The 21,834-nt window shown below is 67.7% G+C and carries 20 protein-coding genes and 1 pseudogene; 9 read left to right on the forward strand and 12 right to left on the reverse strand.

The window, feature by feature from the left end; all coding sequences use genetic code 11:
* Nucleotides 1-26: 26 nt before the first annotated feature.
* From ASD22_RS08345 to ASD22_RS08370, 6 genes and pseudogenes are all read left to right on the forward strand, one after another.
* Nucleotides 27-461 carry a universal stress protein gene (locus tag ASD22_RS08345; RefSeq protein WP_056081702.1) on the forward strand — a complete coding sequence of 145 codons (435 nt, stop codon included), beginning with the start codon at nucleotides 27-29 and terminating at the stop codon, nucleotides 459-461.
* A 21-nt stretch (nucleotides 462-482) separates the two neighbouring features.
* Nucleotides 483-3,008 carry a cation-translocating P-type ATPase gene (locus tag ASD22_RS08350; protein WP_056081704.1) on the forward strand — a complete coding sequence of 842 codons (2,526 nt, stop codon included), beginning with the start codon at nucleotides 483-485 and terminating at the stop codon, nucleotides 3,006-3,008.
* A 114-nt stretch (nucleotides 3,009-3,122) separates the two neighbouring features.
* A pseudogene (locus tag ASD22_RS08355) lies at nucleotides 3,123-4,028 on the forward strand (bifunctional enoyl-CoA hydratase/phosphate acetyltransferase); the annotation flags it as partial.
* Complete coding sequence (locus ASD22_RS08360) at nucleotides 4,025-5,218, forward strand: acetate/propionate family kinase (RefSeq protein WP_056081707.1); 1,194 nt, start codon at nucleotides 4,025-4,027, stop codon at nucleotides 5,216-5,218. The pseudogene ASD22_RS08355 and the gene ASD22_RS08360, both read left to right, overlap by 4 nt.
* An 87-nt stretch (nucleotides 5,219-5,305) precedes the next feature.
* Entirely contained in the window at nucleotides 5,306-5,635 is a 330-nt protein-coding gene (locus tag ASD22_RS08365; RefSeq protein ID WP_056081710.1) for a divalent metal cation transporter, read from the forward strand.
* 100 nt (nucleotides 5,636-5,735) lie between these two features.
* Entirely contained in the window at nucleotides 5,736-6,479 is a 744-nt protein-coding gene (locus ASD22_RS08370; RefSeq protein WP_056081713.1) for an STAS/SEC14 domain-containing protein, read from the forward strand.
* Between the two features lie 9 nt (nucleotides 6,480-6,488).
* Here the strand turns inward: ASD22_RS08370 and ASD22_RS08375 are convergent, their stop codons facing one another.
* From ASD22_RS08375 to ASD22_RS08405, 7 genes are all read right to left on the reverse strand, one after another.
* On the reverse strand, nucleotides 6,489-8,156 hold the full coding sequence (locus tag ASD22_RS08375; protein WP_343123425.1) for a L,D-transpeptidase family protein: 1,668 nt from the start codon (nucleotides 8,154-8,156) through the stop codon (nucleotides 6,489-6,491).
* Between the two features lie 83 nt (nucleotides 8,157-8,239).
* The gene (locus tag ASD22_RS08380; protein ID WP_056081716.1) at nucleotides 8,240-8,671 is read right to left on the reverse strand and encodes an OsmC family protein; all 432 of its coding nucleotides are present in this window, start codon (nucleotides 8,669-8,671) and stop codon (nucleotides 8,240-8,242) included.
* 38 nt (nucleotides 8,672-8,709) lie between these two features.
* A complete protein-coding gene (locus ASD22_RS08385; RefSeq protein ID WP_056081719.1) occupies nucleotides 8,710-10,086 on the reverse strand; it encodes an ATP-binding protein in 1,377 nt (458 codons plus the stop codon).
* On the reverse strand, nucleotides 10,083-10,757 hold the full coding sequence (locus ASD22_RS08390; RefSeq protein WP_056081721.1) for a response regulator transcription factor: 675 nt from the start codon (nucleotides 10,755-10,757) through the stop codon (nucleotides 10,083-10,085). The genes ASD22_RS08385 and ASD22_RS08390 overlap by 4 nt, the downstream gene beginning before the upstream one ends.
* A 4-nt stretch (nucleotides 10,758-10,761) precedes the next feature.
* On the reverse strand, nucleotides 10,762-11,358 hold the full coding sequence (locus ASD22_RS08395) for a cytochrome b/b6 domain-containing protein (RefSeq protein WP_056081723.1): 597 nt from the start codon (nucleotides 11,356-11,358) through the stop codon (nucleotides 10,762-10,764).
* Nucleotides 11,359-11,388: 30 nt separating this feature from the next.
* On the reverse strand, nucleotides 11,389-11,661 hold the full coding sequence (locus tag ASD22_RS08400) for a PepSY domain-containing protein (RefSeq protein WP_056081726.1): 273 nt from the start codon (nucleotides 11,659-11,661) through the stop codon (nucleotides 11,389-11,391).
* 68 nt (nucleotides 11,662-11,729) lie between these two features.
* Nucleotides 11,730-13,088: a GGDEF domain-containing protein gene (locus tag ASD22_RS08405; RefSeq protein ID WP_056081729.1), complete on the reverse strand. Its 1,359-nt coding sequence runs from the start codon at nucleotides 13,086-13,088 to the stop codon at nucleotides 11,730-11,732.
* Nucleotides 13,089-13,269: 181 nt separating this feature from the next.
* Between ASD22_RS08405 and ASD22_RS08410 the strand changes: the two genes are divergently transcribed.
* From ASD22_RS08410 to ASD22_RS08420, 3 genes are all read left to right on the forward strand, one after another.
* Complete coding sequence (locus ASD22_RS08410; protein ID WP_056081732.1) at nucleotides 13,270-14,661, forward strand: MBL fold metallo-hydrolase; 1,392 nt, start codon at nucleotides 13,270-13,272, stop codon at nucleotides 14,659-14,661.
* A 333-nt stretch (nucleotides 14,662-14,994) separates the two neighbouring features.
* A complete protein-coding gene (locus ASD22_RS08415; RefSeq protein ID WP_056081735.1) occupies nucleotides 14,995-15,753 on the forward strand; it encodes a cyclic nucleotide-binding domain-containing protein in 759 nt (252 codons plus the stop codon).
* 195 nt (nucleotides 15,754-15,948) lie between these two features.
* On the forward strand, nucleotides 15,949-16,509 hold the full coding sequence (locus ASD22_RS08420) for a GNAT family N-acetyltransferase (protein ID WP_056084009.1): 561 nt from the start codon (nucleotides 15,949-15,951) through the stop codon (nucleotides 16,507-16,509).
* 33 nt (nucleotides 16,510-16,542) lie between these two features.
* Here ASD22_RS08420 and ASD22_RS08425 read toward each other — a convergent pair whose 3' ends face one another.
* The 5 genes from ASD22_RS08425 to hmgA all read right to left on the reverse strand — a co-directional run bounded on the left by ASD22_RS08425 (nucleotide 16,543) and on the right by hmgA (nucleotide 21,797).
* The gene (locus ASD22_RS08425) at nucleotides 16,543-17,304 is read right to left on the reverse strand and encodes a helix-turn-helix domain-containing protein (RefSeq protein WP_056081737.1); all 762 of its coding nucleotides are present in this window, start codon (nucleotides 17,302-17,304) and stop codon (nucleotides 16,543-16,545) included.
* Nucleotides 17,305-17,335: 31 nt separating this feature from the next.
* Complete coding sequence (gene hemN, locus ASD22_RS08430; RefSeq protein WP_056081740.1) at nucleotides 17,336-18,736, reverse strand: oxygen-independent coproporphyrinogen III oxidase; 1,401 nt, start codon at nucleotides 18,734-18,736, stop codon at nucleotides 17,336-17,338.
* 177 nt (nucleotides 18,737-18,913) lie between these two features.
* Nucleotides 18,914-19,900 (reverse strand): fumarylacetoacetate hydrolase family protein, encoded by a 987-nt coding sequence (locus tag ASD22_RS08435; protein ID WP_056081743.1) that lies wholly within the window; start codon nucleotides 19,898-19,900, stop codon nucleotides 18,914-18,916.
* Nucleotides 19,901-19,917: 17 nt separating this feature from the next.
* The gene (locus ASD22_RS08440; RefSeq protein WP_056081746.1) at nucleotides 19,918-20,493 is read right to left on the reverse strand and encodes a hypothetical protein; all 576 of its coding nucleotides are present in this window, start codon (nucleotides 20,491-20,493) and stop codon (nucleotides 19,918-19,920) included.
* On the reverse strand, nucleotides 20,493-21,797 hold the full coding sequence (gene hmgA, locus ASD22_RS08445; RefSeq protein ID WP_056081749.1) for a homogentisate 1,2-dioxygenase: 1,305 nt from the start codon (nucleotides 21,795-21,797) through the stop codon (nucleotides 20,493-20,495). The genes ASD22_RS08440 and hmgA overlap by 1 nt, the downstream gene beginning before the upstream one ends.
* Nucleotides 21,798-21,834 lie beyond the last annotated feature (37 nt).

Here is a 21,834-nt window from a genome sequence, read left to right on the forward strand (position 1 = left end):
TTTGCCCCGACATAGAGGAGTTCGCCATGTTCAAGCGCATCCTGCTACCCATCGACGGTTCCGAGCTGTCGCTGCGCGCCGTCGACCTCGGCGTGGGGCTGGCCGCCAAAGTCGGCGCCAGCGTGTACGCATTCCATGTGATCGCCCCGTTGCCCGCCTCCGCCTACGCGGTGGAATTCATCCAGGTCGATCCCGAGTACACCATCGAGGCCAGCGCCGCCGCCGAAAGCTACCTGGCCGAGGTGCACCAGCGCGCCGAAGCCGCCGGCGTCCACTGCGACAGCAGCTACCAGACCGACGCACGCCCCTACTCCGCCATCGTGGAAGTGGCGCGCAAGCAGCACTGCGACCTGATCGTGATGGCCTCGCACGGCTGGCGCGGCTTCGACCGGCTGCTGCTGGGCAGCGAGACGCACAAGGTGATCCTCAACGGCGACGTGCCGGTGCTGGTTTGCCGCTGAGCACGGCCCGCAGACCGCGGCATGAAAGAGAAAGGAGCAGCGCCCGCCCGCCCCGGCCTCGACCCGGCCGAGGCGGCGCGCCGGCTGGCCGCGCACGGTCCGAACCTGCTGCCGGGCAACGCGCCCCGCAGCATGCTCGCGATCGTCGGCGGCGTGCTGACCGAGCCGATGTTCCTGATGCTGCTGGTCGCCGGCGGCCTGTATCTGGCGCTGGGCGATCGGGCCGAGGCGGCGTTCCTGCTGTCGTTCGTGTTCGTCGTCATCGGCATCACGCTGGCGCAGGAGCGCAAGACCCAGCACGCGCTGGAATCGCTGCGCGAGCTGTCCGCGCCGCGCGCGCTGGTGATTCGCGGCGACGAGGAAGTGCGCATTCCCGGCCGTGACGTGGTGGTTGGCGACTTGCTGGTGCTGCACGAAGGTGATCGCATCGCCGCGGATGCGGTGCTGCTGGACGGGCATCTGGACGTCAACGAATCGCTGCTCACCGGCGAGGCGGTGCCGGTCACCAAACTCCCCGGCGAAGACACCGGCCAGCTGTTCGCAAGCACCGTGGCGACCAAGGGCGTGGGCGTCGCCGAGGTCCGCGCCATCGCCGGCGCCACCGCGGTCGGCCGCATCGGCCAGGCGCTGGTCGATACAGCCGAACCGGTGTCCGGCCTGCAGCGTGCGTCGCGCCGGCTGATCCGCAACCTCACCGTCGGCGGCCTGCTGCTGGCCACGGCGTATACGCTGCTCGGCTGGTTGTGGGACGGTCACGGCCTGCTGCAGAGCGTGCTGGCCGGCATTGCGCTGACCATGGCGATCCTGCCGGAAGAGATCCCCGTGATCCTCACCGTGTTCCTCGCGCTCGGTGCGTGGCGGATCTCGAAACACAAGGTGCTGACCCGGCGCGTGCCGGCAGTGGAGGCGCTGGGCGCGATCTCGGTGCTGGCGGTGGACAAGACCGGCACGCTGACCCAGAACCGCATGCAGGTGGCCGAGCTGAACCTGATCGGCGACAGCTTCCGCGATGCGGGCGCCACCGAGTTGCCCGAGCCGTTCCACGCCCTGGTCGAGTTCGCCATGCTGGCCACGCCGGTCGACCCGTTCGATCCGATGGAAAAAGCGATCCAGCAATTCGGCCTGCGCTGGCTCACCAACACCGAGCACGTGCACGCCGAGTGGGCGCCGGAATTCGAATACGCGCTGTCGCCCGAAATCCTGGCGATGACCCACGTGTTCCGCGGCGACACGCGCGATGCGCATCTGCTGGCCACCAAGGGTGCGCCCGAAGCGGTGATCGACCTGTGTCATCTGGATGCGGACGCGACGTCTGCGATCCTGCGCCAGGTCGAGACGATGGCCGAGCGTGGCCTGCGCGTGCTCGGCGTGGCCCGCGGCGAATGGCAGGGCGACGCGTGGCCGCGCAGCCAGCACGATTTCGACTTCCGCTTTCTCGGCCTGCTCGGCTTCGTCGACCCGCCGCGCCCGGAAGTGCCGGCGGCAATCGCCGAATGCCGCAGCGCCGGCATCCGCATCATCATGATGACCGGCGACCACCCGGCCACCGCGCGCGCGATTGCCCGCGAGGTCGGACTGAGCGAGCGCGCCGAGGTCATCACCGGCGCGGAAATGGCCGCGCTGGACGACGCCGCGTTGCGCGAACGCCTGCATCACGTCGACCTGTGTGCACGGCTCAAGCCCGAGCAGAAATTGCGCCTGGTGCAATTGCTGCGCGAAGGCGGCGACGTGGTGGCGATGACCGGCGACGGCGTCAACGACGCGCCCGCGCTGAAGGCCGCCGACGTCGGCATCGCGATGGGCGAGCGCGGCACCGACGTGGCGCGCGAGGCCGCCGCGCTGGTGCTGCTGGACGACAGTTTCGCCAGCATCGTCAGCGCGATCCGCCAGGGTCGGCTCATCTACGACAACATCACCAAGGCCACCCGCTTCGTGTTCGCCGTGCATATGCCGATCATCGCGCTGGCGCTGGTGCCCACCCTGCTGCACTGGCCGGTGCTGCTGATGCCGGTGCACATCGTGCTGCTGGAACTGCTGATCGACCCCGCCTGCTCGATCGTGTTCGAAGCCGAGCCGGCCGACGACGACATCATGCAGCGGCCGCCGCGCGCAGCGTCGGACTCCCCGTTCGCCGCCGCCAGCCTGCGCTACGCGGTGATCCAGGGGCTCGGCTTCGCCACCATCCTGCTGCTCGGTTACGGCGCGCTGCTGGGCCAGGGCCTCGACGCCGCGCAAAGCCGCGGCGCGGTGTTCATCGCGCTGATCGTGGGGCTGTTCCTGCTGACCCTGGCCAACCGCGACCTGGCCCATCCCGCACTGGCGCGCCACCCGGTGCACAACCCCTGGCTGCTGCGCATGTTCGGTGCCGTGGCGGCGATGCTGGTCGTGGTGATCGGCGTGCCGTTCTTCCGCGGCGTGATGGCCCTGGCGATACCGAACGCGCCGATGCTGCTCGCCAGCGCAGCGATGCTGGTCGCCGCCGTCCTGTGGCTGGAACTGTTGCGTCGCGCCACGCGCACCCGGCCGCGCGCGTTTGTGCCGCATTGACCCGCGACCGCGCCACAGGCGATATCTTCAACCCTGCCGGCCCACCCCCCCATCTCGCGCCGGCCCAGCGGAGGCCACGCCATGACCACGACGCCCGCCCACACCACCGTCGGACAGCCGCTGCTGGAACGCGCGCGGCAGCTGGGTGCTCTCCGCATGGCGGTGGTCCATCCCTGTGACGCCACCAGCCTGGCCGCCGCGCTGGATGCCTGGCGTTGCGGATTGATCGAGCCGGTGCTGGTGGCGCCACGCCACAAGCTTGAGCAGGTCGCGAAAGACGGCGCGCTCGACCTGGCCGGCGTCCCCATCGACGACGTGCCACACAGCCACGCGGCGGCAGCCCGGGCGGTGGCGCTGGCCGCCAGCGGGCACGTCGACGCGTTGATGAAAGGCAGCCTGCATACCGACGAACTGATGACCGCGGTGATTGCTACCACGTCCGGCCTGCGCACGGCGCGGCGCATCTCGCATTGCTACCTGATGCACACGCCGGCCTACCCCCGCCCGTTCATCATCACCGATGGCGCCATCAACATCGCGCCGACGCTGGAGGACAAGGCCGACATCGTGCGCAACGCGATCGACTTGGCCCACATCCTGGGCGTGGCCACGCCGCGCGTGGCCATCCTGGCCGCGGTGGAGACGATCAACCCGCGCATGCAGGCCACGCTGGACGCGGCCGCGCTGTGCAAGATGGCCGATCGCGGCCAGATCACCGGCGCGATCCTGGACGGGCCATTGGCCTTCGACAACGCGATCTCAGTCACCGCCGCGAAGATCAAGGGCATCGCCTCGGAGGTGGCCGGCCGCGCCGACATCCTGCTGGTGCCCGACCTGGAAAGCGGCAACATGCTGGCCAAGCAGTTGGAATATCTCGGCGGTGCCACCAGCGCGGCGGTGGTGGTAGGCGCGCGTGTACCGATCGTGCTGACCAGCCGCGCCGACTCGAGCGAATCGCGCATCGCCTCCTGCGCGCTGGCCGTGCTGATCGCCCATCATTACCAGGGCTCGCCGCCATGACCGACGCTGCCGGCCACCCGCTGATCCTGGTGCTCAACTGCGGCTCCTCCAGCATCAAGTTCGCGCTGTTCGATGCCAGCCACGCGCCGCTGTCGCGCACGCCGTACTGGAGCGGCGCGATCGAGGGCATCACCGGTGCCACGCCGGTGTTCAGCGCCATCGACGCCGCTGTCGAGCCGCTGACACTGGACGCCGAACGTCCGTATTTCTCGGCCCTGACGCTGTTGCGCCAGCGCATCCGGGATCGGCTGGACGAGCGCCGCATCGTGGTGGTCGCCCACCGTGTCGTGCATGGCGGCAGCAAGTATTTCGAGCCGACGCGGGTCGACGCCGCGGTGCTGGCTGAGCTGAAAAGCTATATCCCGCTGGCGCCGTTGCACCAACCTTTTGCGCTGGAAGCGATCGCCGCGCTGCTGGCTGAACAGCCGCAGCTGCCGCAGATCGCCTGCTTCGACACCGCGTTCCACCAGACCATGCCCACCGTGGAAAAAATGCTGCCGCTGCCACGGTCGGCCTGGCAGCAGGGCTTGCGTCGCTACGGTTTCCACGGTTTGTCGTATGCCTACGTGGCGCAGGTGTTGGGCGAGCGCCACGGCACCGCCGCGCGCGGCCGCACGATCGTGGCGCACCTGGGCAGCGGCGCCAGCCTGTGCGCGCTGCAGGACTTGCGCAGCGTCGCCACCACCATGGGTTTCTCCGCGCTGGACGGATTGATGATGGGCACGCGTTGCGGCGCGCTCGACCCCGGCGCGCTGATCTACCTGATGGAGATCCGCAAGCTGTCGCTCGAACAAGTGGCGCGGATGCTGTACCACGAGTCCGGCCTGCTCGGTGTTTCCGGCATCTCCGCCGATCCGCGCGTGTTGTTGCAGCACGAAGACGACGCAAACGCACGCGAAGCGCTGGACCTGTACGTGCGCAGTGCGGTGCGCGAAGTGGGCGCGCTGGCGGCGGCGCTGAACGGTTTGGACATGCTGGCGTTCACCGCCGGCATCGGCGAGCACAACGCGGTGATCCGCGAACGCATCTGCGCCGGGCTGGGCTTCCTCGGCGTCGAGCTGGACCCTTCGGCGAATGCCGCCCACGCCGCGGTCATCTCCAGCGCCTCCAGCAAGGTGCGCGTGGTGGTCGAACCCACCAATGAGGAATGGGTGGCGGCCAGCGCGGCGGCGGCCATCATCGGTCACTGAAGCGCCGGCTCCCCGCCACCACATCCCACCGGAAGCACCCATGGCCGAGCGCAGGAACACCGAAGATGGCGGCGCCGTGAAGCCGGTGTGGGCCAATCTGAGCACGGGCCTGGTCACCGGCGCGGCGGGCTGGAATACAAGCCGCGGAACGCCCGGTTTTTCTACACCGTGCTGATCGTCGCCAGCCTCGCCGGCATCGCGCTGAACCTGACGCCGCTGGACCCGATCAAGGCCTTGTACTGGAGCGCGGTGATCAACGGCGTGACCGCCGTGCCGCTGATGATCGTGATGATGCTGATGGGCTCGCGGCGCAAGGTCATGGGCAAATTCACCCTGCCCTGGCCACTGAAAGATTTTCGGCTGGCTGGCTACTGCGGCAATGGCCACGCGGCCGTGGTGATGTTTGCCACCTGGTGAAGTCGCCGACGACAGCCGATTCTTCGCATCCGCCCGACAGACCGGGCAGTACACTCCGCCGCAACACGTACCCATCCGCACCGCAACAGGAGCAAGCGCCATGTTGACCTTGATCGATGGACTTCCGGACCACGTCATCGGCATCCGCATCACCGACAAGCTGCGTGCGGAGGATTACGAGAAGCAGCTCATCCCGCTGGTCAACGAGCGGCTGGAGAAACACGCCAAGCTCGATTTCCTGTGCTGCATCGACGGCGAATGGAAAGGCATGGAAGCCGGCGCGGTGTGGCAGGACCTGCGGCTGGGCCTGGGCCGCATCGGGCACTGGGCGCGCCTGGCGATCGTCACCGACATCGGCTGGATGGAGAACGCGGTCAAGCTGTTCAGCGTGTTTTCGCCCGGTGAACTGCGCCATTTCGACAGCGACGATTACGACGAGGCCAGGGACTGGGTCTGCGAAAGCGCTCGCGCCCGTATCGGCATCGCGCTCGATGTGGACACCGGCATCCTGGTGCTGGAGCCGGCTGCCGACAAGGCGCTGAGCGAAGATGATTTCGAGGCGGTCGGCAAGGCGATCGGCCACTACCTGGAAGACCACAAACGGTTGCGCGGCATCATGATCCACAGCCGGCGTTTTCCCGGCTGGCGGAGCATCGGTGCGCTGTTGGCGCACCTGAAGTTCGTCAACAGCGTGCATGACAGGATCGACAGATTGGCCATGGTCACCAGCAGCCCGCTGGGGTCGATCGCCGACCATGTGCTCGACCCGTTGATGCTGGCCAAGGTGCGCAAGTTCGATTACGACGAGCGCGACCAGGCCATGGCCTGGCTGAAGGAGCCGTAGCGCGCTTCGTCACTCGTGCCCGGGCGCCGCCATCAGCGGTGCGGCGAAGGCTTGCCACGGTGACGTCCGCGCACGATCCAGCGCGGTGAGCACGGGCGCATCGCGCCGGTAGATGTCGGGCCGGAAACCGATCCTGTCGCCATCGCGCAGGTCCACCGTCCAGTACGCCAGCAACACCGGCACCGGCTGGCGCAAGGTCACGGCGCGCGTCTTGCCGCTGTCGATGGCGGCGTCGATCGCCGCCCGATTCCATTGCACCGGGTCATCCAGCAGCAACTCGGCCAGCTCGCGCGGACGTTCCACCCGGATGCAGCCGGAGCTGTTGGCGCGTTGCGGGTTGGCGAACAATTCCTGGTGCGGCGTGTCGTGCAGGTAGATCGCGTAGTCGTTGGGAAAGCGGATCACCAGCCGGCCGAGTGAGTTGCCCGGCCCGGCGTCCTGGCGCAGCACGATGCCACGCGGGTTGGCCCAGTTCACGCTGCCCGGCGACAGCTCACGACCCTGGCTGTCCAGCACGCGGATGCGGTTGGCGGCGAGGTAGCCGAGGTTCTTGCGGACCTTCGGCAGGATGTCGTTTTTCAGGATGGTGGGCGGCACCGTCCAGGTCGGGTTGAGCGTGAGGTAGGTGATCTGCGACTTGAACACCGGCGTGCTGCGGTACGGCTTGCCCACCTGCACGCGCGCGCGCCAGGCCGGCTTGGCATCCTTGTAATAGGTGACGCCGTAGCCGGCGATATCCACCATCACGAAGTTGCCGTGCAACTGGTGCAGCAACCAGCGCGCACGCTCCAGGTTCACCCGCAGCTGGTCGACGCGCGCCGCCGGCGCCACGTTCAACGCGGCCCACGTGTTCGCCCCCACCCGGCCATCGTCGCTGAGGTATTGCTCGCGCTGGAATTGCCTGAGCGCCTGCTGCAACGCCGGGTCGTAACGTTCCGCCGCATCGGTGGCGACGCCCACGTCGTAGCCGATCCGCTGCAGCCGAAGCCGCAATGCCGGCACGCGCGGATCGAGCGCATCGGGCTCCAGCGTGGGGCCGCTGGCGATCGGCTCCCAGTCACCCTGCGCCGCTATCTGCCGCCACCGGGCCAGGGCATCACGCAGCCTGGCGTACAACGCGTTCTGCGGTCGCGCCTGCGCAAACAACTCGCCGATGCGGCCCTGCGCCAGCGCGTCGCGCACACTCTGCACGCCGCGTCCTGCCACCGGTTGTCGCGCGTCGAAATTCCAGTGCGTATCCAGCGACGCCGGATCGACCTTGCCGCGGTACAGGTGGGTCAGCGCGGCGAGGCAGGCGTCGGTGGCGAGCAGGTCGAACTGCGCGCGTTGCAACGCGGTGGCGTGCGGATCGGTCAGCAGCGCGCGGCCACGCGACAGCGCGTCCACTGCATAGTCGTCCGGGTTCAACCCGTCGGCGGCCACGCCACGCAAGGCCGCCAGCAACTGGTCGACATCGGCCGGCCGTGTCCACGCGGGCGCAAATTGCGCTTGCGCGTAGAACGTGGCCAACGCCTTGTCCATTCCCGCACCGGGCCCATTGAGGGCCGGCTCGACGTGCTCGCGGATCAGCTCGGCCACCGGATCGGGCGGCGGTACAGGGTCCGCGTGCGCGGGCTGAACCACGCCGAATGCCAGCATCAGCACGGCGATGAAGGGCAACACCCGGATAACAGGCACGGCGGTTTCTCCCGATGAACCTTGTTGCATGGTGCCACGCCCCGGCGACCACACGCGAAGACTCGCTGGCTGGCGTGGAAGTGTCAGTCCTCCTCCGTCTGGCGTCGCAGCACGCCGGAAAGCCGGGTGCCCGGCGCCACGGTATTGAACACCGTGCCGTATTTGCGCACGTTGTCGTGCAGCAGGGCCAGGCGCTGCTCGCTCTCGTCGCTATCCACCAGGATTTCGTAGTCGATCGATTCCAGCTGCGGCGGCACGTCCTGGCGCACACCGCTGATGCGTACCTGCACGCCCCGCAACCGAAACTTCAACATCGGCGTGACCCGCTCGATGCCCTTGATGATGCAGGCCGACACGGCGGCCAGCAGCAGTTCGGCAGGGTTGAACGCATCGACGCGACCGGCCAGGTCAGTGTCCAGCGACAGTTCGGCGCTCTTGCAGCGGGCGATGCTGCCGTGGGCATCCGTGCGGCGCGCCGCGACATGGAAACTGAGTTTGCGGGTGGTTTCAGTCACGTGATTCTCCGTGGACGCCCGATGCAGGGGCCGATGGCTCAGACATAACCGGGCACATGCGGCGCCTGGCCGGCCACGCGGGGCAGGCTCAGGCTGACCTGTGCGCCGCCCAGCGCGGAGCGGCCGAAGCTCAGCTCGCCGTGGTGCAAACGGGCGATCGCCTGGGCGATGGACAGGCCCAGCCCACTGCCCTCGCCCACGCTGCCCTCGGGTCGATGGAAACGTTCGCCCAGCCGCATGGTATCGACCGCAAAACCGCCGCCGTTGTCGTTCACCTGCAGCGTCACCCGTTCGCCGTTGCCACCGACGCGCACATTCACCTGGCCGTGTTCGGGTGCGTGGCGCACGGCGTTGTCGACCAGGTTCTGCACCAGGATGCCGAGCAGGCCGCGGCTGCCCAGCACGAAGTCGTTGCCGTCGTGATCCAGCGACAACTCGATGGAGCGCGCCGCCGCGCGCTCGCTGGCGTCGCGCAGGGCCGCTTCGGCCACGCCGACCAATCGCAACGAACCGGCGTCGTCCAGCTCGACCAGTTTCTCCACCCGCGCCAGCATCAGCAGTTGGGTCACCAGCCGCTGCATGCGGTCCAGCGCCCCCTGCGCGCGCTGCAGGTGCAGCGCGCGAGCGGGCACATCGTCGCCGTGGCCGGCCAGATCCAGCTCCAGTCGCAGCGCCGCCAGCGGGTGGCGCAGTTCGTGCGCGGCGTCGGCGGTGAAGCGGCGCTCGTGTTCCAGGCTCAGCCGCAGGCGATCGACCAGTTTGTCGATCGCTTCGGTGAACGGCGCCAGTTCGATCGGCACCTGTGCGTCGGTGAGCGAGGCGGCAGTGGGATCGGTGCCGACGGCGAGGTTGCGGGTGAGCCGGCGCAGCGGTTCCAGGCCACTGCGCAAACCGGCAAACACCGTCGGCGGCACCAGCACCAGCAGCGCCAGCAAGGCCAGCAGCGCCGGCGCCAGCAGCTTGCGCATCAGCTCATCGCGCTCGTCCAGCGGCGCGCCGACCTGGATCCAGTAGCGATGCTGCCCATCCCAACGCTGGAACACGCGCCAGCGCCGCTCGTCGTGCTCGATCGAATGGAAATGCGCATCGCCCGGATCGAAGCGCAGCGGCGGCAGCTCGGCACTCTCCACCAGCAGCTCGCCGCGCGCATCACGCAACACGATGGCCGGCCGCTGGGCAGTGGTGTCCGACTCGACCAGCCGGCCATCCGGCAGGCGCACCGCACCCGCGCGCGATGCCTTGTCCGGCATCACCGCGAACACGCTGGCGGCGGTGCGCACCAGCATCTGGTCGAAGATCTCGTCGACCTCGTGCAGGCTGCGCCAGGCCAGCCAGCCGGCGGCGGCGCACCACACCAGCACGATGCCGGCCACCAGCCGCAGCACCAGCCGCCGGTTGAGCGAGGGACGGATCACGCGGGCGACCCGCCGGGACGGTTGATCGCGTAGCCGATGCCGCGCAAGGTGCGGATCCAGCCCGGCCCCAGCTTGTGGCGCAGGTGGTGGATGTGCACTTCCACCGCGTTGCTGGCCACTTCCTTGTCCCAACCGTACAGCGCTTCCTCCAGCTGGTCGCGCGAATAGGCGCGGCCGGGATGGCGCACCAGGGTTTCCAGCAGCGCGTATTCGCGCGCGGTCAGCTCCAGCGGCGCATCGGCCAGCGTGGCGCTGCGTGCGGCCGGGGTGACTTCGAGTGCACCCAGGCGGATCGCCGGCTCCACCTGGCCGTCGGCGCGGCGCAACAGCGCGCGCAGGCGGGCAGCGAGTTCGTCCAGATGCACTGGCTTGACCACGTAGTCGTCGGCGCCGGCATCCAGCCCGGCGACGCGATCGGCCAGTTCGTCGCGGGCGGTCAGCAGCAGTACCGGGGTGGCGTCCTGGCGACGGCGCATGCCGGCGATGATCGACGGGCCGCTGCTGCGCGGCAGGTTCCAGTCCAGCACGGCGGCGGCGTAGGTCGTGTCGGCCAGCGCCGCGGCGGCCTGGTTGCCGTCGGTGATCCAGTCCACCGCATAGCCGAGCTGGCGCAGGCCATCGGCCAGCGCCTGCCCCAGTGCACGGTCGTCTTCGGCGAGCAGGATGCGCATGGCCTCATTCTTGTCGCGCGATAGGGTCATTCAATTGACTTGCAGCAATTGGCGCCGTTTTTTCGCCGGCTGCGGCATCCTGCCCCAGCGCCCGCTTGCGACCGTGGATCATCGAGGCGACCAGGTTCTCGCCGTAATGCACGCTCTCGCCCACCGCGGCCAGCACGTGCAGCACCACCAGCCCCAGCACGCCGTAGGCCAGCACTTCATGTAGCTCCTCCAGCCACCCTTCGCCGAAGAATCGGTCGGTGGTCTGCAGCCAGCCGGTGACGCCCACCAGCAGCACGCCGGCCAGCAGGGCCAGGATCATCACGGCGGCTGCCGGGTTGTGCCCGAGCTGCCGCCGCGAGCGCCCGGCCAGGCGCTGGCGCAGGTAATCGCGCACCCGACGCGGGCCGGGCACCCAGTCGGCGAAGCGCGCGTGCCGCGTGCCGATCCAGCCCCACACGAAGCGGACGGCTATCAGGACCAGGATGGCGTAACCGAAACCGCGGTGGACCAGCTCGCCCTCCTCGGTGAAAAAGTTGGCGAGGAACAAGCCCGCCAGCGACCAGTGGAACAGGCGGACCAGCGGGTCCCACACCTTGACCATCGCGTTCATGGCTTGTCCTCGCTGAGAGTCAGGTGACGATCAACCGCCCTTCTTCTTCACGATGCGGCCGTCGGTGGGGTCGAAGTAGATCTCCACGTTCTTGCCGGCCTTGTCCTTGCCATAGATCTCGTAGCAGTTGCCCGAGACCTGGAACACCTTGATGGTGTAGCCCTGGTCGAGCACCTTCTGCTTCATCGCCGCTTCGGTCAGCCACTGCGCGCGCGGCGCACTGGTGCACTGCGGCGCGGCGAAGGCGGACGCCGACAGGACGGCGGCGGCAAGGAACAACGGTGCGATGACAATGCGCTTCATGGTGCGTCTCCGGTATCGGCAGGGATTTGCCTTGGGGGACATTGCAACCGCGAAGGCTTATGCGGGTCTTAAGGCGTGGCCACGACCGCCTGGTTGCGGCCCGCGTTCTTGGCCGCGTACAACGCTGTGTCCGCACGCTGGACCAGATCCGCGGCGGTGTCACCGCAGGTCGCCTGCGTCACGCCGATGCTGACGGTGACCGCACGCTGCGGCCATGCGAAGTCGCGGAACGCGTGCAGGATGCGCTCGGCCGCTTCGCGCGCGCCAGCCGCATCGGCCTCGGGCAACAGCAGCACGAACTCCTCGCCGCCATAGCGCGCGGCCCGATCCGACGGCCTCAGTGCGGCGCGCAACAGGTGGCCGGTGATGCGCAATACCTGGTCGCCCGCCAGGTGACCGTAGTCATCGTTATAGGCCTTGAACCGATCCAGATCGAGCATCAGCAGCGAGAATACGGTGTCGCGTTCGCGCTGCCCGTGCAGCAGGCTGGCCAGCGCGCCATCAAACGCGCGCCGGTTGGCCAGCCCGGTCAACACATCGGTATCGGCATCGTTGCGCAGCAGCGCCGACTCCATCCGCTGGCGCTCCAGCTTGTCCAGCAGGCTGGCCACCCACCACACCAGCCCGGCCACGGCGCCGCCACTGCCCAGCGCCACAAAGGCGAAAGCCAGCGTCTCCGGCAGGCCCAGCAGCGACTGCAATGCCTCCAGCACGAAGATGAACATCACCGGCAGCAGCAGCCGGCGCGCCAGCGCGCCACCGAACGTATCGGCCGTGGCCACCCGCGTGAGCCCGGTGGTGGGCGATGAGGAAAGCCAGCCCAGTACTGCCAGCAGCAGCATGAGCAAGGTCGGCAACGGCACCTGCGCGAACGGCCCGCCGATCTTGCCGGCCAGGGCAACCGCATACGAGGCCAGGCCGGTCACCACGATGGCCAGCAGCACCATCGCGATGGTTTCTCGCAGCACCAGGTAACGCTGCGTGGACACCAGCAAACCCAACACGCCCAGCAGCGTCAGCGCGAACGCGGCGGGCACCGCCATGCGCCCCTGCGGCAAACCGGCGGCCCGTGCGACGGAGTCGTCGAACAAATGGTCGAAACCCGGATCCAGCGACCACAGGTACTCGCCCAGCGTCACCGCGCCGATGCCCGCCACCACGATCGACAGCCATGGGCCAAGACGCCACCGCGGGGTTACGAAATCCTGGGTCAGGAAAAGGGCCAGCCCGGAAAGCGCGAACGCGATCGCCGCGTTCGCCTTCATGGCATGTTGTCCCGGCACCAGCGTGGTCAGCAGCGGCACGCCCAGGCACCAACCTGTCAGCACCACCAGCGCGACCGTGCCGATCAACACCGCCACCACGCGCGAGAACACGACGAAGCCACGAACGGCCGTCGCGTTCTGATGAAATGGCACTGCGATCATGCCCCGTTGTCCCAGCAAAGAGTGATTGTGGTTGGTTTGCCAGACTATTCCGGCGTCGACAAGCCCGGCCAAAAGATCGCGGCGAGCCCTGTATCTGACGCCAGTCAAGCCGCCCCGTGCCCCGCCCTGCCACAGTGTCGTTGCATCCACCCAACAACTGCCGCCCGGAGCGTGGCCGATTATGATCATTTACAGCTGTCACGGTGCAGCCAAACAGGTAACCGGCTCCTGCCATCTCGTCACCTGCAACGACCGCCGCGTGCTGATCGACTGTGGCATGTTCCAGGGCAGCGAGGAGGTGGAACGGGCCAACACCGAGCCGTTCGGCTTCGACCCGGCCGGCATCGACGTGTTGCTGCTGACCCACGCCCACCTCGACCACTGCGGGCGGATTCCGCTGCTGGTGCGCCAGGGTTTTCGCGGCCGCATCATCACCACCGCCGCCACCCGCGAACTTGCGCGGGTGGTGATGCTCGATTCGGCCGGCCTGCAGGAGGAGGAGGCGCGCCGCGCGCAACGCCGCAACCGCCGCAGCGAGGAGCTGGCGCCGCCGCTGTACACGCTGGATGACGCGCTGCACGCGCTGGATTTCTTCGGCCCGGATGTCGGCTATGACGAAACCGTGCCGGTGGTCGAAGGCGTCACCGCGCGCTTTCTCGACGCCGGCCACATCCTCGGCTCGGCCTCGATCCTGCTGGAGCTCGACGACGGCAAGCTGCAACGCCGCATGCTGTTTTCCGGTGACCTCGGCAACCCCGGCCGACCACTGCTGCGTGACCCGACACCCGCGCCACCCGCCGACTACGTGGTGATGGAAAGCACCTACGGCGACCGCCCGCACCGCTCGGTGCCGGATTCGATCGACGAGATGTACCAGGCGATCCGCGACACGGTGAACCGCCGCGGCAACGTGGTGATCCCCACGTTCGCGCTGGAGCGCACGCAGGAACTGCTCTACTACCTGCACCGCGGACTGCGTGACGGTGCGATCCCGGCGCACGTGCGCGTGTTCCTGGATTCGCCGATGGCGATCTCCGCCACCGAGATCTTCCGCCGCCACCCCGAGTGCTTCGACGAACGCTTCCTGGACGAACTGCAGCACGGCGACCCGTTCGCCATGCCCGGCCTGCATTTCACCCGCGACACGGCCGAGTCGATGGCGATCAACAACATCGACGGCGGCGCGATCATCCTGGCCGGCTCGGGCATGTGCAACGGCGGCCGCGTGCGCCACCACCTCAAGCACAACCTTTGGCGCGAACGCAGCAGCGTGGTGTTCGTCGGTTACGCCGCCGAAGGCACGCTGGCGCGGCGGATCATCGACGGCGCCGCCAGTGTGCGCGTGTTCAACGACGAGATCCCGGTGCGCGCGCAGGTGTGGACGATCAACGGTTTCTCCGCCCACGCCGACCGGCCCTCGCTGCTGGCCTGGCTGGGCGATGCAGCGCGGCGCAAGGTGTTCCTGGTGCACGGCGAATACGACCGTGGCATGCGCGCCATGCAGGACGTGCTGGCCGAACGCGGCGTCGCCTGTCAGCTGCCGGGCCTGCACGAGCCGATCAAGCTCGACTGAGCGTATTGCTCACGCGGTTCCGTTTTTCCGCCCGCATGCGGGTCGATCGGGTAATAGCCGATCGTGCCGATGGTTTCGTGGATATCCCAGGCAAGCGTTTCCGGTCACGGGGCGATACATGGGCGCCCCCATGCCGGATAACACGCCGCCAGCATGGCCGTGCCCGCAAGGTGCCGGCTTGAGCCTGGTCGAGTTCGCGGGCGATGGCTGGGCGCCGCTTGCGTCGTTTCGTCACGCGCGGCAGTCCCCTTTCACGACAGAAAGAGCCTTATGCTAGGGCTTGAAGATGGTGATTTCCCCATCAACTGGCCGCTTCGGCCTGTGCGAGCTCCGATGGAACCTGCCGCCACCGTGCTCGACCTCAATCAGCTGCGCCGCAGTTGCAGCTCGTGCGCGCTGTATGAACTGTGCCTGCCGGCCGGCATTGGCGGCGACGACCTGGACCGCCTCGACGCCACGGTGAAGGACAAGCGCACGCTGGAACGTGGCGCCATGCTGTACCGCGAGAACGACACGTTCGAGGCACTGTACGTGGTGCGCTCCGGTGCGCTGAAAACCTTCGTGCAGAACGAGGCGGGCGACATGCAGATCCTCGCCTTCCATCTGCCTGGCGAGATCCTGGGTTTCGACGCATTGGCCACCAACCTGCACGTCAGCCAGGCGGAGGCGCTGGAACGGTCCAGCATCTGCGAGTTGCCCTACGCCAAACTGCAGCAGGTCACCAGCGAGGTCCCCGCGTTGCACCGCCAACTGATGCGGGTGATCAGCCGCGAGGTGGTCGAGGAGCACCGGCACCTGGTGATGATGGGCAAGCAGCAGGCACAGGAGCAGCTGGCCAGCTTCCTGCATGGCCTCGCCGATCGCTACCAGCGCCTGCATCGCGACGGCACCGCGCTCAACCTGCCGATGTCGCGCTATGACATCGCCAATTACCTCGGCCTGGTGGTCGAAACGGTGAGCCGCCTGTTTTCGCGCATGGAGGAAATGGGCGTGCTGGAGGTCAACCGTAAATCGGTGCGCATCTTGCGGCCTGACCTGCTGGCCGCCCTCTGCCGCACCGATACCGTCTCCAGGCGCAACGACGTCGGCTGAACAAGGCGTCGACCGAGCAAGGCGCACCTACGCCCTCATGTCCGCGCTCGCCGTGTACCGATCGCGCGGCCAGTTGACGGAAGTCAACGGGCTGCGGGCATGGCCGGCGTACAAGTGGACCTTGCAGCACCCGGGCCACCTGGACGCCTGTGCGGCGTCGTGGCCTTCACGATCACCTGCCGTGAGGATCCCACCATGTCCAACCCATCCCCGGGCGCCCCGCCCGCATTCCCGGAAAAACTGGACGGCTCGCACTGGATCGAGTCACTTTCGGACGGCAGCCAGGTGTTGATCCGTCCGCTGCGTGAAGACGACCGCGAGCGCGAGGAAGACTTCATCCACCGCTTGTCGCCTGACTCGCGCCGGCTTCGTTTCCTGGGCGGATTCAAGGAAGCGAGCCCGGCACTGATCGACCAACTGATGGATGTCGACTACAACCAGCGCATGGCGTTCGTGGCACTGGCCCACGAAAACGGCAAGCTGCGCGAAGTGGGCGTGAGCCGCTACAGCGCCACCGACGCGCTGGGCCGTTGCGAATGCGCGGTGACCGTGGCCGAAGATTGGCGTCAACGCGGCCTCGGCGTGTTGCTGATGAGACACCTGATCGACTTGGCGCGCCGCAACGGCTACAAGCAGATGATTTCGCTCGACGCCGCCGACAACGAGGCGATGCGCGATCTGGCCAGCTATCTTGGCTTCCATCGCCGGCTCGACCCCGGCGACTTGGGCCAGGTCATCCATACGCTCGACCTGTGAGTTGGCGTACGGCGGCGGGAGCCGTGGTCGCGCCTAGTCGGGCAGAAGCGCCTGGCCGATCTTGCGCAGGCCGGCCGGGTCCAGCAGGTGCAGTTCGCGCCCTTCGATCTGGATCAGCTTCTGGTTGCGGAAACGGCTCAGCACGCGGCTGACGGTTTCCGCCGCAAGGCGCAGGTAATTGGCGATGTCGCCGCGCGACATGCTGAGGTGGAAGCGGGTAGCGGAGAAGCCGCGTGCCGCGTAGCGACTGGCGAGATCCATCAGGAACGCGGCCACGCGCTCGTCGGCGCTGTGATCACCGGCCAGCAGCGAGGCGGTGCCCAACTCCTTGCTCAACATGCGGAACAGGTGCTGCTGCACGGCCGGCACGCGCGCGGCCAGCGCGCTCATCGCGGGGAACGAGAAGCGGCAGAAGAAGGCCGTATCCAGCGCCACCGCGTCGCAGGGGAAATGCTCGGGGTAGATCGCGTTGAGGCCGATCACCTCGCCGGGCAGGTAGAAGCCCAGCACCTGCTCGCGTCCTTCCTTGTCCACCATGCGGGTTTTCACGGTGCCGCCGCGCACCGCGAAGATCGCGCGGAACGGATCACCGGTGCGGAAGATGTGCTCGCCGGCCCGGAACGGCCCCACGTGTTCCACCAGACACTGCAATTCGGCCAGCTCGGGCTTGTCGTAGCCGGCGGCGATGCAGGCGCTGGAAAACGCGCAGGTGCCGCAGAAATGCGTCTCGTCACCGTCGTCGGCGATCGGGCTGGGCGGCTCAGGCAGGCGGCCTGCCGGGTACTTGGATGACATGATGTCGGGGACGCCGGTTCTGGAGCGCGGATCAGATCGCGCGTGAATAACGCGGTGTGTGCGACTGCCCATCGAGATAGGCATCGAAGCACATGGCGATGATACGCAACAGCAGGCGCCCCGGCGAGGTCACCTGTAGCGATGTGGAGTCTTCGAGCAGCAGGCCGTCGGCGATCAACGGTTGCAGCCGCTGGCGTGCGGCGGCGAAATATTCGTCGAAAATCAGCCGGTGGCGCTCGCCGAAACGCGGCTTGTCCACGCAACCGTGGCACATCAACTCGCCGATCAGCTCGCGCCGGATCACGTCGTCCTCGTCCAGCAGCAGGCCGCGGGCCACCGGCAGGCGGCCGGCATCCAGCGTGGCGTAGTAGCCGGTAAGGTCGCGCGCGCTCTGGCTGTAGCTGTCGCCGATGCGGCTGATGGCGCTGACGCCCAGGCCGATGATGTCGCAGTCGCCGTGGGTCGAGTAGCCCTGGAAATTGCGCTGCAGGGTGCCGGCGCGCTGGGCCACAGCCAGCTCGTCGTCGGCACGGGCGAAGTGGTCCATGCCGATGTAAACGTAGCCGGCGGCGGACAACTGCGCCAGCGCGCGGCCGAACAAGGCCAGTCGCGTGCCGGCATCCGGCAGCTCCTCCGCGACGATTTGCCGCTGCGCCTTGAACATCTCCGGCAGGTGCGCGTAACCGTAAACGGCCACCCGGTCCGGGTGCAGCGCCACGACCTGGTCCAGCGTGCGGCTGAAACCATCCAGGTTCTGTTTCGGCAGCCCGTAGATCAGATCCACGCTGACCGAGCGAAAGCCCGACTCGCGCGCGGCCACGATGGCTTCCTGTGTCTGCTCGAAACTCTGGATGCGGTTGACCGCCTCCTGCACCGCCGGATCGAAATCCTGGATGCCGACCGACATCCGGTTGAAGCCCAGCTCGCCCAGCGCATGCACGTATTCACCATCGGCAAAGCGCGGGTCCAGCTCGATGCCGTACTCTCGCTCGGCCTGCTGGCTGAAACTGAAATGGCGCGCCAGCGATTCCATCAACTCGCGCATGCGCGGCACGTCGAGGAAGTTGGGCGTGCCTCCGCCGAAATGCAGCTGGCGCACCGGCCGGTCGCGGTCGAACAGCGGTGCCGCCAGCTCGATCTCACGGTACAGGCGCTCCAGGTAGCGATCCGCCTGGCCGATGTCGCGGGTGATCACCCGGTTGCAGCCGCAGTAGAAACACGGGCTCATGCAGAACGGCACGTGCACGTACAGCGACAGCGGCCGCGGGATCGGCTCCTCGTTGGAGGCGCGGATCACCTGTCGCAAGGCCGCCTCGTCGAACGAGGGCGTGAACTGCGGCGCGGTGGGATAACTGGTGTAGCGCGGGCCCGCCACGTCATAGCGGGCAACCAGCGCAGGATCGAATTCGGGAGGGATGATGGGAGTGGCCATGGAGCAAGTCTGTCGGGGTGCCCGCCGCGGCACCTTGATTCGGATCAATTCCCGCCATGATCGCGACAACCCACCGCAGGCTTTTCGCAGGAGTGCACCCTGTGCGCGATGTCTTTGTCGCAACGTGCTGAAGAGCTTCGCGCACAGGGTGCGCTCCTACAAAAACATACTGGACCGTCAGCGCGCCAGCGGCTCGACCCGCTGCTCGATCGAACCGAAGATCGAGCGGCCGTCGGCATCGGTGATGTCGATCTTCAGCCGGTCGCCGAATTTCAGGAACGGCGTGCTGGGCTGGCCGTCGCGCAGAGTTTCCACCGTGCGCTGCTCGGCCAGGCAGGAGGCGCCCTTGCCGATGTCCTGGTTGGCGATGGTGCCCGAGCCGATGATGGTGCCGGCGGTGAGCGGGCGCGTGCGCGCCACGTGCGCCACCAGTTCGGCAAAGCTGAACTGCATGTCCACGCCGCACTCGGCTTCGCCGAACCACGCGTCGTTGAGCCAGGTGCGCATCGGCAGGTGCAGTTTGTCGCCCTGCCATGCCTCGCCCAATTCATCGGGCGTCACCAGCACCGGCGACAACGCCGAGCGCGGCTTGCTCTGCAGGAAGCCGAAACCCTTGGCCAGTTCGCCGGGTATCAGGCCGCGCAGGCTCACGTCGTTGATCAGACCCACCAGCTGGATGTGTGCCGAGGCCTGCGCCGGCGTGGCGGCCATCGGCACATCGTCGGTGACCACCACCACCTCGGCCTCCAGGTCGATGCCGACATCCTCGGCGGGCACGACCACCGGATCGCGCGGCGCCAGAAAACCCGCACTGGTGGCCTGGTACATCAGCGGGTCGGTATAGAACGACGCCGGCACCTCGGCGCCACGGGCGCGACGCACGCGCTCGACGTGCGGCAGGTAGGCGCTGCCATCCACGAATTCGTAGGCGCGCGGCAAGGGCGACGCCAGCGCGTGCATGTCCAGCGCGAACGCGCCCGTCGCGGTGCCCGCATTCAGATCCTCGGACAGCGCGTTGAGCCGTGGCGCGGTGTTGGACCAGTCGTCCAGCGCGGCCTGCAGCGTCGCGGCGATGCCGCTGGCGCGAACCGCGCGGGTGAGGTCGCGGCTGGCCACCACCAGCGTGCCGTCGCGGCCGCCTTCCTTGAGAGTTGCAAGTTTCATCGGGACTCCGGATTCATCTAACCACAACCTTCCACGTAATCGATTTGTGGTGGCACACCGACGCGCCACCGCGTGATCCTGCCCTGCGCATCGGTCTCGAACACCAGCACCTCGTCGCCGTGCGGCGCTGCGATGCGCAGGTAGTTTGCGCCGCTGACGTACTTGTGTGGCTGCGTCACGATGCGCGCACCGTACAGCGCGCGAATCTGCGCCTCGTCCATGCCGACCTTGCCGCCGCCCGGCGCAGTCCCCTTCGCGGTACCGACGTCGTAGCGCACGAAATGGCCGCCCTCGAACATGAAGGCGATATCCGCCGGCGGCGTCACCCCTTTCGGCGTCTTGTAGAAACAGCCCGACCCCAGTGACGGTGCGCCCTTCAACTCACCACGCCAAGCTTCGGCGAACGCCGCTTCGTCCATGCCGAAACGCACATCACCGTAGCCGTCGTAGCGCGCCAATGAGGCAGGTGCGGTGTTCGCCATCGCTGGCGTGACAGCCGAGCTGACCGATGCCACCGGCGCGGCCGCCGGCTGGTCGGGGCTGCCGCAGGCGGCCAGCAGCAGCGCGCCGGCGACGACGAAAGCCGTACGCATCACGGTTTGTTTCCACCATCGAAATGCTTCGCGATGCCCTGCCAGCAGGTGTAGTAATCGCCCTGCAATTGCGGCGAGGCCAGCGCCTGCGCGGTGGGGCGGATCACCTTGCGCGTCTCGAACATGAAAGCCATGGTGCCGCCGATCACGTCCGCTTTCGACAGGTCGGCGTTCGACGCCTTCTCGAACGTGGCCGCGTCCGGCCCGTGCCCGCTCATGCAATTGTGCAACGACGCGCCGCCGGGCACGAAACCCTCGGCCTTGGCGTCGTAGACGCCGGCGATCAGCCCCATGAATTCGCTGGCCACGTTGCGATGGAACCACGGCGGACGAAACGTGTGCTGCGCCACCAGCCAGCGCGGCGGGAAGATCGCAAAGTCCACATTGGCCGTGCCCGCGGTATCGCTGGGCGAGGTAAGCACGGTAAAGATGGACGGATCGGGATGGTCGTAGCTGATCGAACCGATCGCGTTGAAGCGGCGCAGGTCATATTTGTACGGCGCGTAATTGCCGTGCCAGGCAACCACGTCCAGCGGCGAGTGATCGATCTTCGCCGACCACAGCGCACCCTGGAATTTCGCCACCAGCTCGAACGCGCCATCGACGTCTTCATAGGCAGCGCATGGGGTGAGGAAGTCGCGCGTGTTGGCCAGGCAATTGGAACCGATCGGCCCCAGCTCGGGCAGGCGCAGCAGCGCGCCGAAGTTCTCGCAAACATAGCCGCGCGCCTCGCCGTCGATCACGTCCACGCGGAAACGCACGCCGCGGGGAATCACCGCAATTTCCTGCGGCTCGATCTCGATCACGCCCAACTCGGTCGCCAGCCGCAAGCGCCCCTGCTGCGGCACGATCAGCAGCTCGCCGTCGGCATCGTAGAAAAACCGGCCCTGCATCGAGCGGTTTGCGGCATAGAGGTGGATGCCAACGCCCGCCTGCTCGGCCGGCCCGCCGTTGCCGGCCAGCGTGGTGAGGCCGTCGATGAAATCGGTGGGTGCGTCGGGCAGCGGCAACGGATCCCAGCGCAACTGGTTGGGCGTGGCCGGCGCTTCATCGAACCGGTTGTGGAAGGTGGCGTGCGTCAGCGGCAGGAACGGCTCGTGTACCGCGGCGGGGCGAATCCGGTACAGCCAGCTGCGCCGGTTGGCGTGGCGCGGCGCGGTGAACGCCGTGCCGGAGAGCTGCTCGGCGTAGAGACCGTGGGCTACGCGCTGCGGGGAATTCTGACCGACCGGGAGCGTGCCTTCGATGGCTTCGGTGGCGAACTCGTTGGTGAAACCGGATTGGTAGTGCGATGGCACGTTCACTGCTGATTCTCCGAATAGGCTGTTCGCTGGCTTGCCC

Source organism: Rhodanobacter sp. Root480 (assembly GCF_001426645.1).
GTDB lineage: Bacteria > Pseudomonadota > Gammaproteobacteria > Xanthomonadales > Rhodanobacteraceae > Rhodanobacter > Rhodanobacter ginsenosidimutans.

Bases quoted from the DNA above. Each gene is read 5' to 3' on its own strand.
- ASD22_RS08345 (WP_056081702.1), top strand. From the start codon at position 27: ATGTTCAAGCGCATCCTGCTACCCATCGACGGTTCCGAGCTGTCGCTG.
- ASD22_RS08350 (WP_056081704.1), top strand. From the start codon at position 483: ATGAAAGAGAAAGGAGCAGCGCCCGCCCGCCCCGGCCTCGACCCGGCC.
- ASD22_RS08360 (WP_056081707.1), top strand. From the start codon at position 4,025: ATGACCGACGCTGCCGGCCACCCGCTGATCCTGGTGCTCAACTGCGGC.
- ASD22_RS08370 (WP_056081713.1), top strand. From the start codon at position 5,736: ATGTTGACCTTGATCGATGGACTTCCGGACCACGTCATCGGCATCCGC.
- ASD22_RS08390 (WP_056081721.1), bottom strand. From the start codon at position 10,757: ATGCGCATCCTGCTCGCCGAAGACGACCGTGCACTGGGGCAGGCGCTG.
- ASD22_RS08395 (WP_056081723.1), bottom strand. From the start codon at position 11,358: ATGAACGCGATGGTCAAGGTGTGGGACCCGCTGGTCCGCCTGTTCCAC.
- ASD22_RS08400 (WP_056081726.1), bottom strand. From the start codon at position 11,661: ATGAAGCGCATTGTCATCGCACCGTTGTTCCTTGCCGCCGCCGTCCTG.
- ASD22_RS08405 (WP_056081729.1), bottom strand. From the start codon at position 13,088: ATGATCGCAGTGCCATTTCATCAGAACGCGACGGCCGTTCGTGGCTTC.
- ASD22_RS08410 (WP_056081732.1), top strand. From the start codon at position 13,270: ATGATCATTTACAGCTGTCACGGTGCAGCCAAACAGGTAACCGGCTCC.
- ASD22_RS08415 (WP_056081735.1), top strand. From the start codon at position 14,995: ATGGAACCTGCCGCCACCGTGCTCGACCTCAATCAGCTGCGCCGCAGT.
- ASD22_RS08420 (WP_056084009.1), top strand. From the start codon at position 15,949: ATGTCCAACCCATCCCCGGGCGCCCCGCCCGCATTCCCGGAAAAACTG.
- ASD22_RS08425 (WP_056081737.1), bottom strand. From the start codon at position 17,304: ATGTCATCCAAGTACCCGGCAGGCCGCCTGCCTGAGCCGCCCAGCCCG.
- hemN (WP_056081740.1), bottom strand. From the start codon at position 18,736: ATGGCCACTCCCATCATCCCTCCCGAATTCGATCCTGCGCTGGTTGCC.
- ASD22_RS08435 (WP_056081743.1), bottom strand. From the start codon at position 19,900: ATGAAACTTGCAACTCTCAAGGAAGGCGGCCGCGACGGCACGCTGGTG.
- ASD22_RS08440 (WP_056081746.1), bottom strand. From the start codon at position 20,493: ATGCGTACGGCTTTCGTCGTCGCCGGCGCGCTGCTGCTGGCCGCCTGC.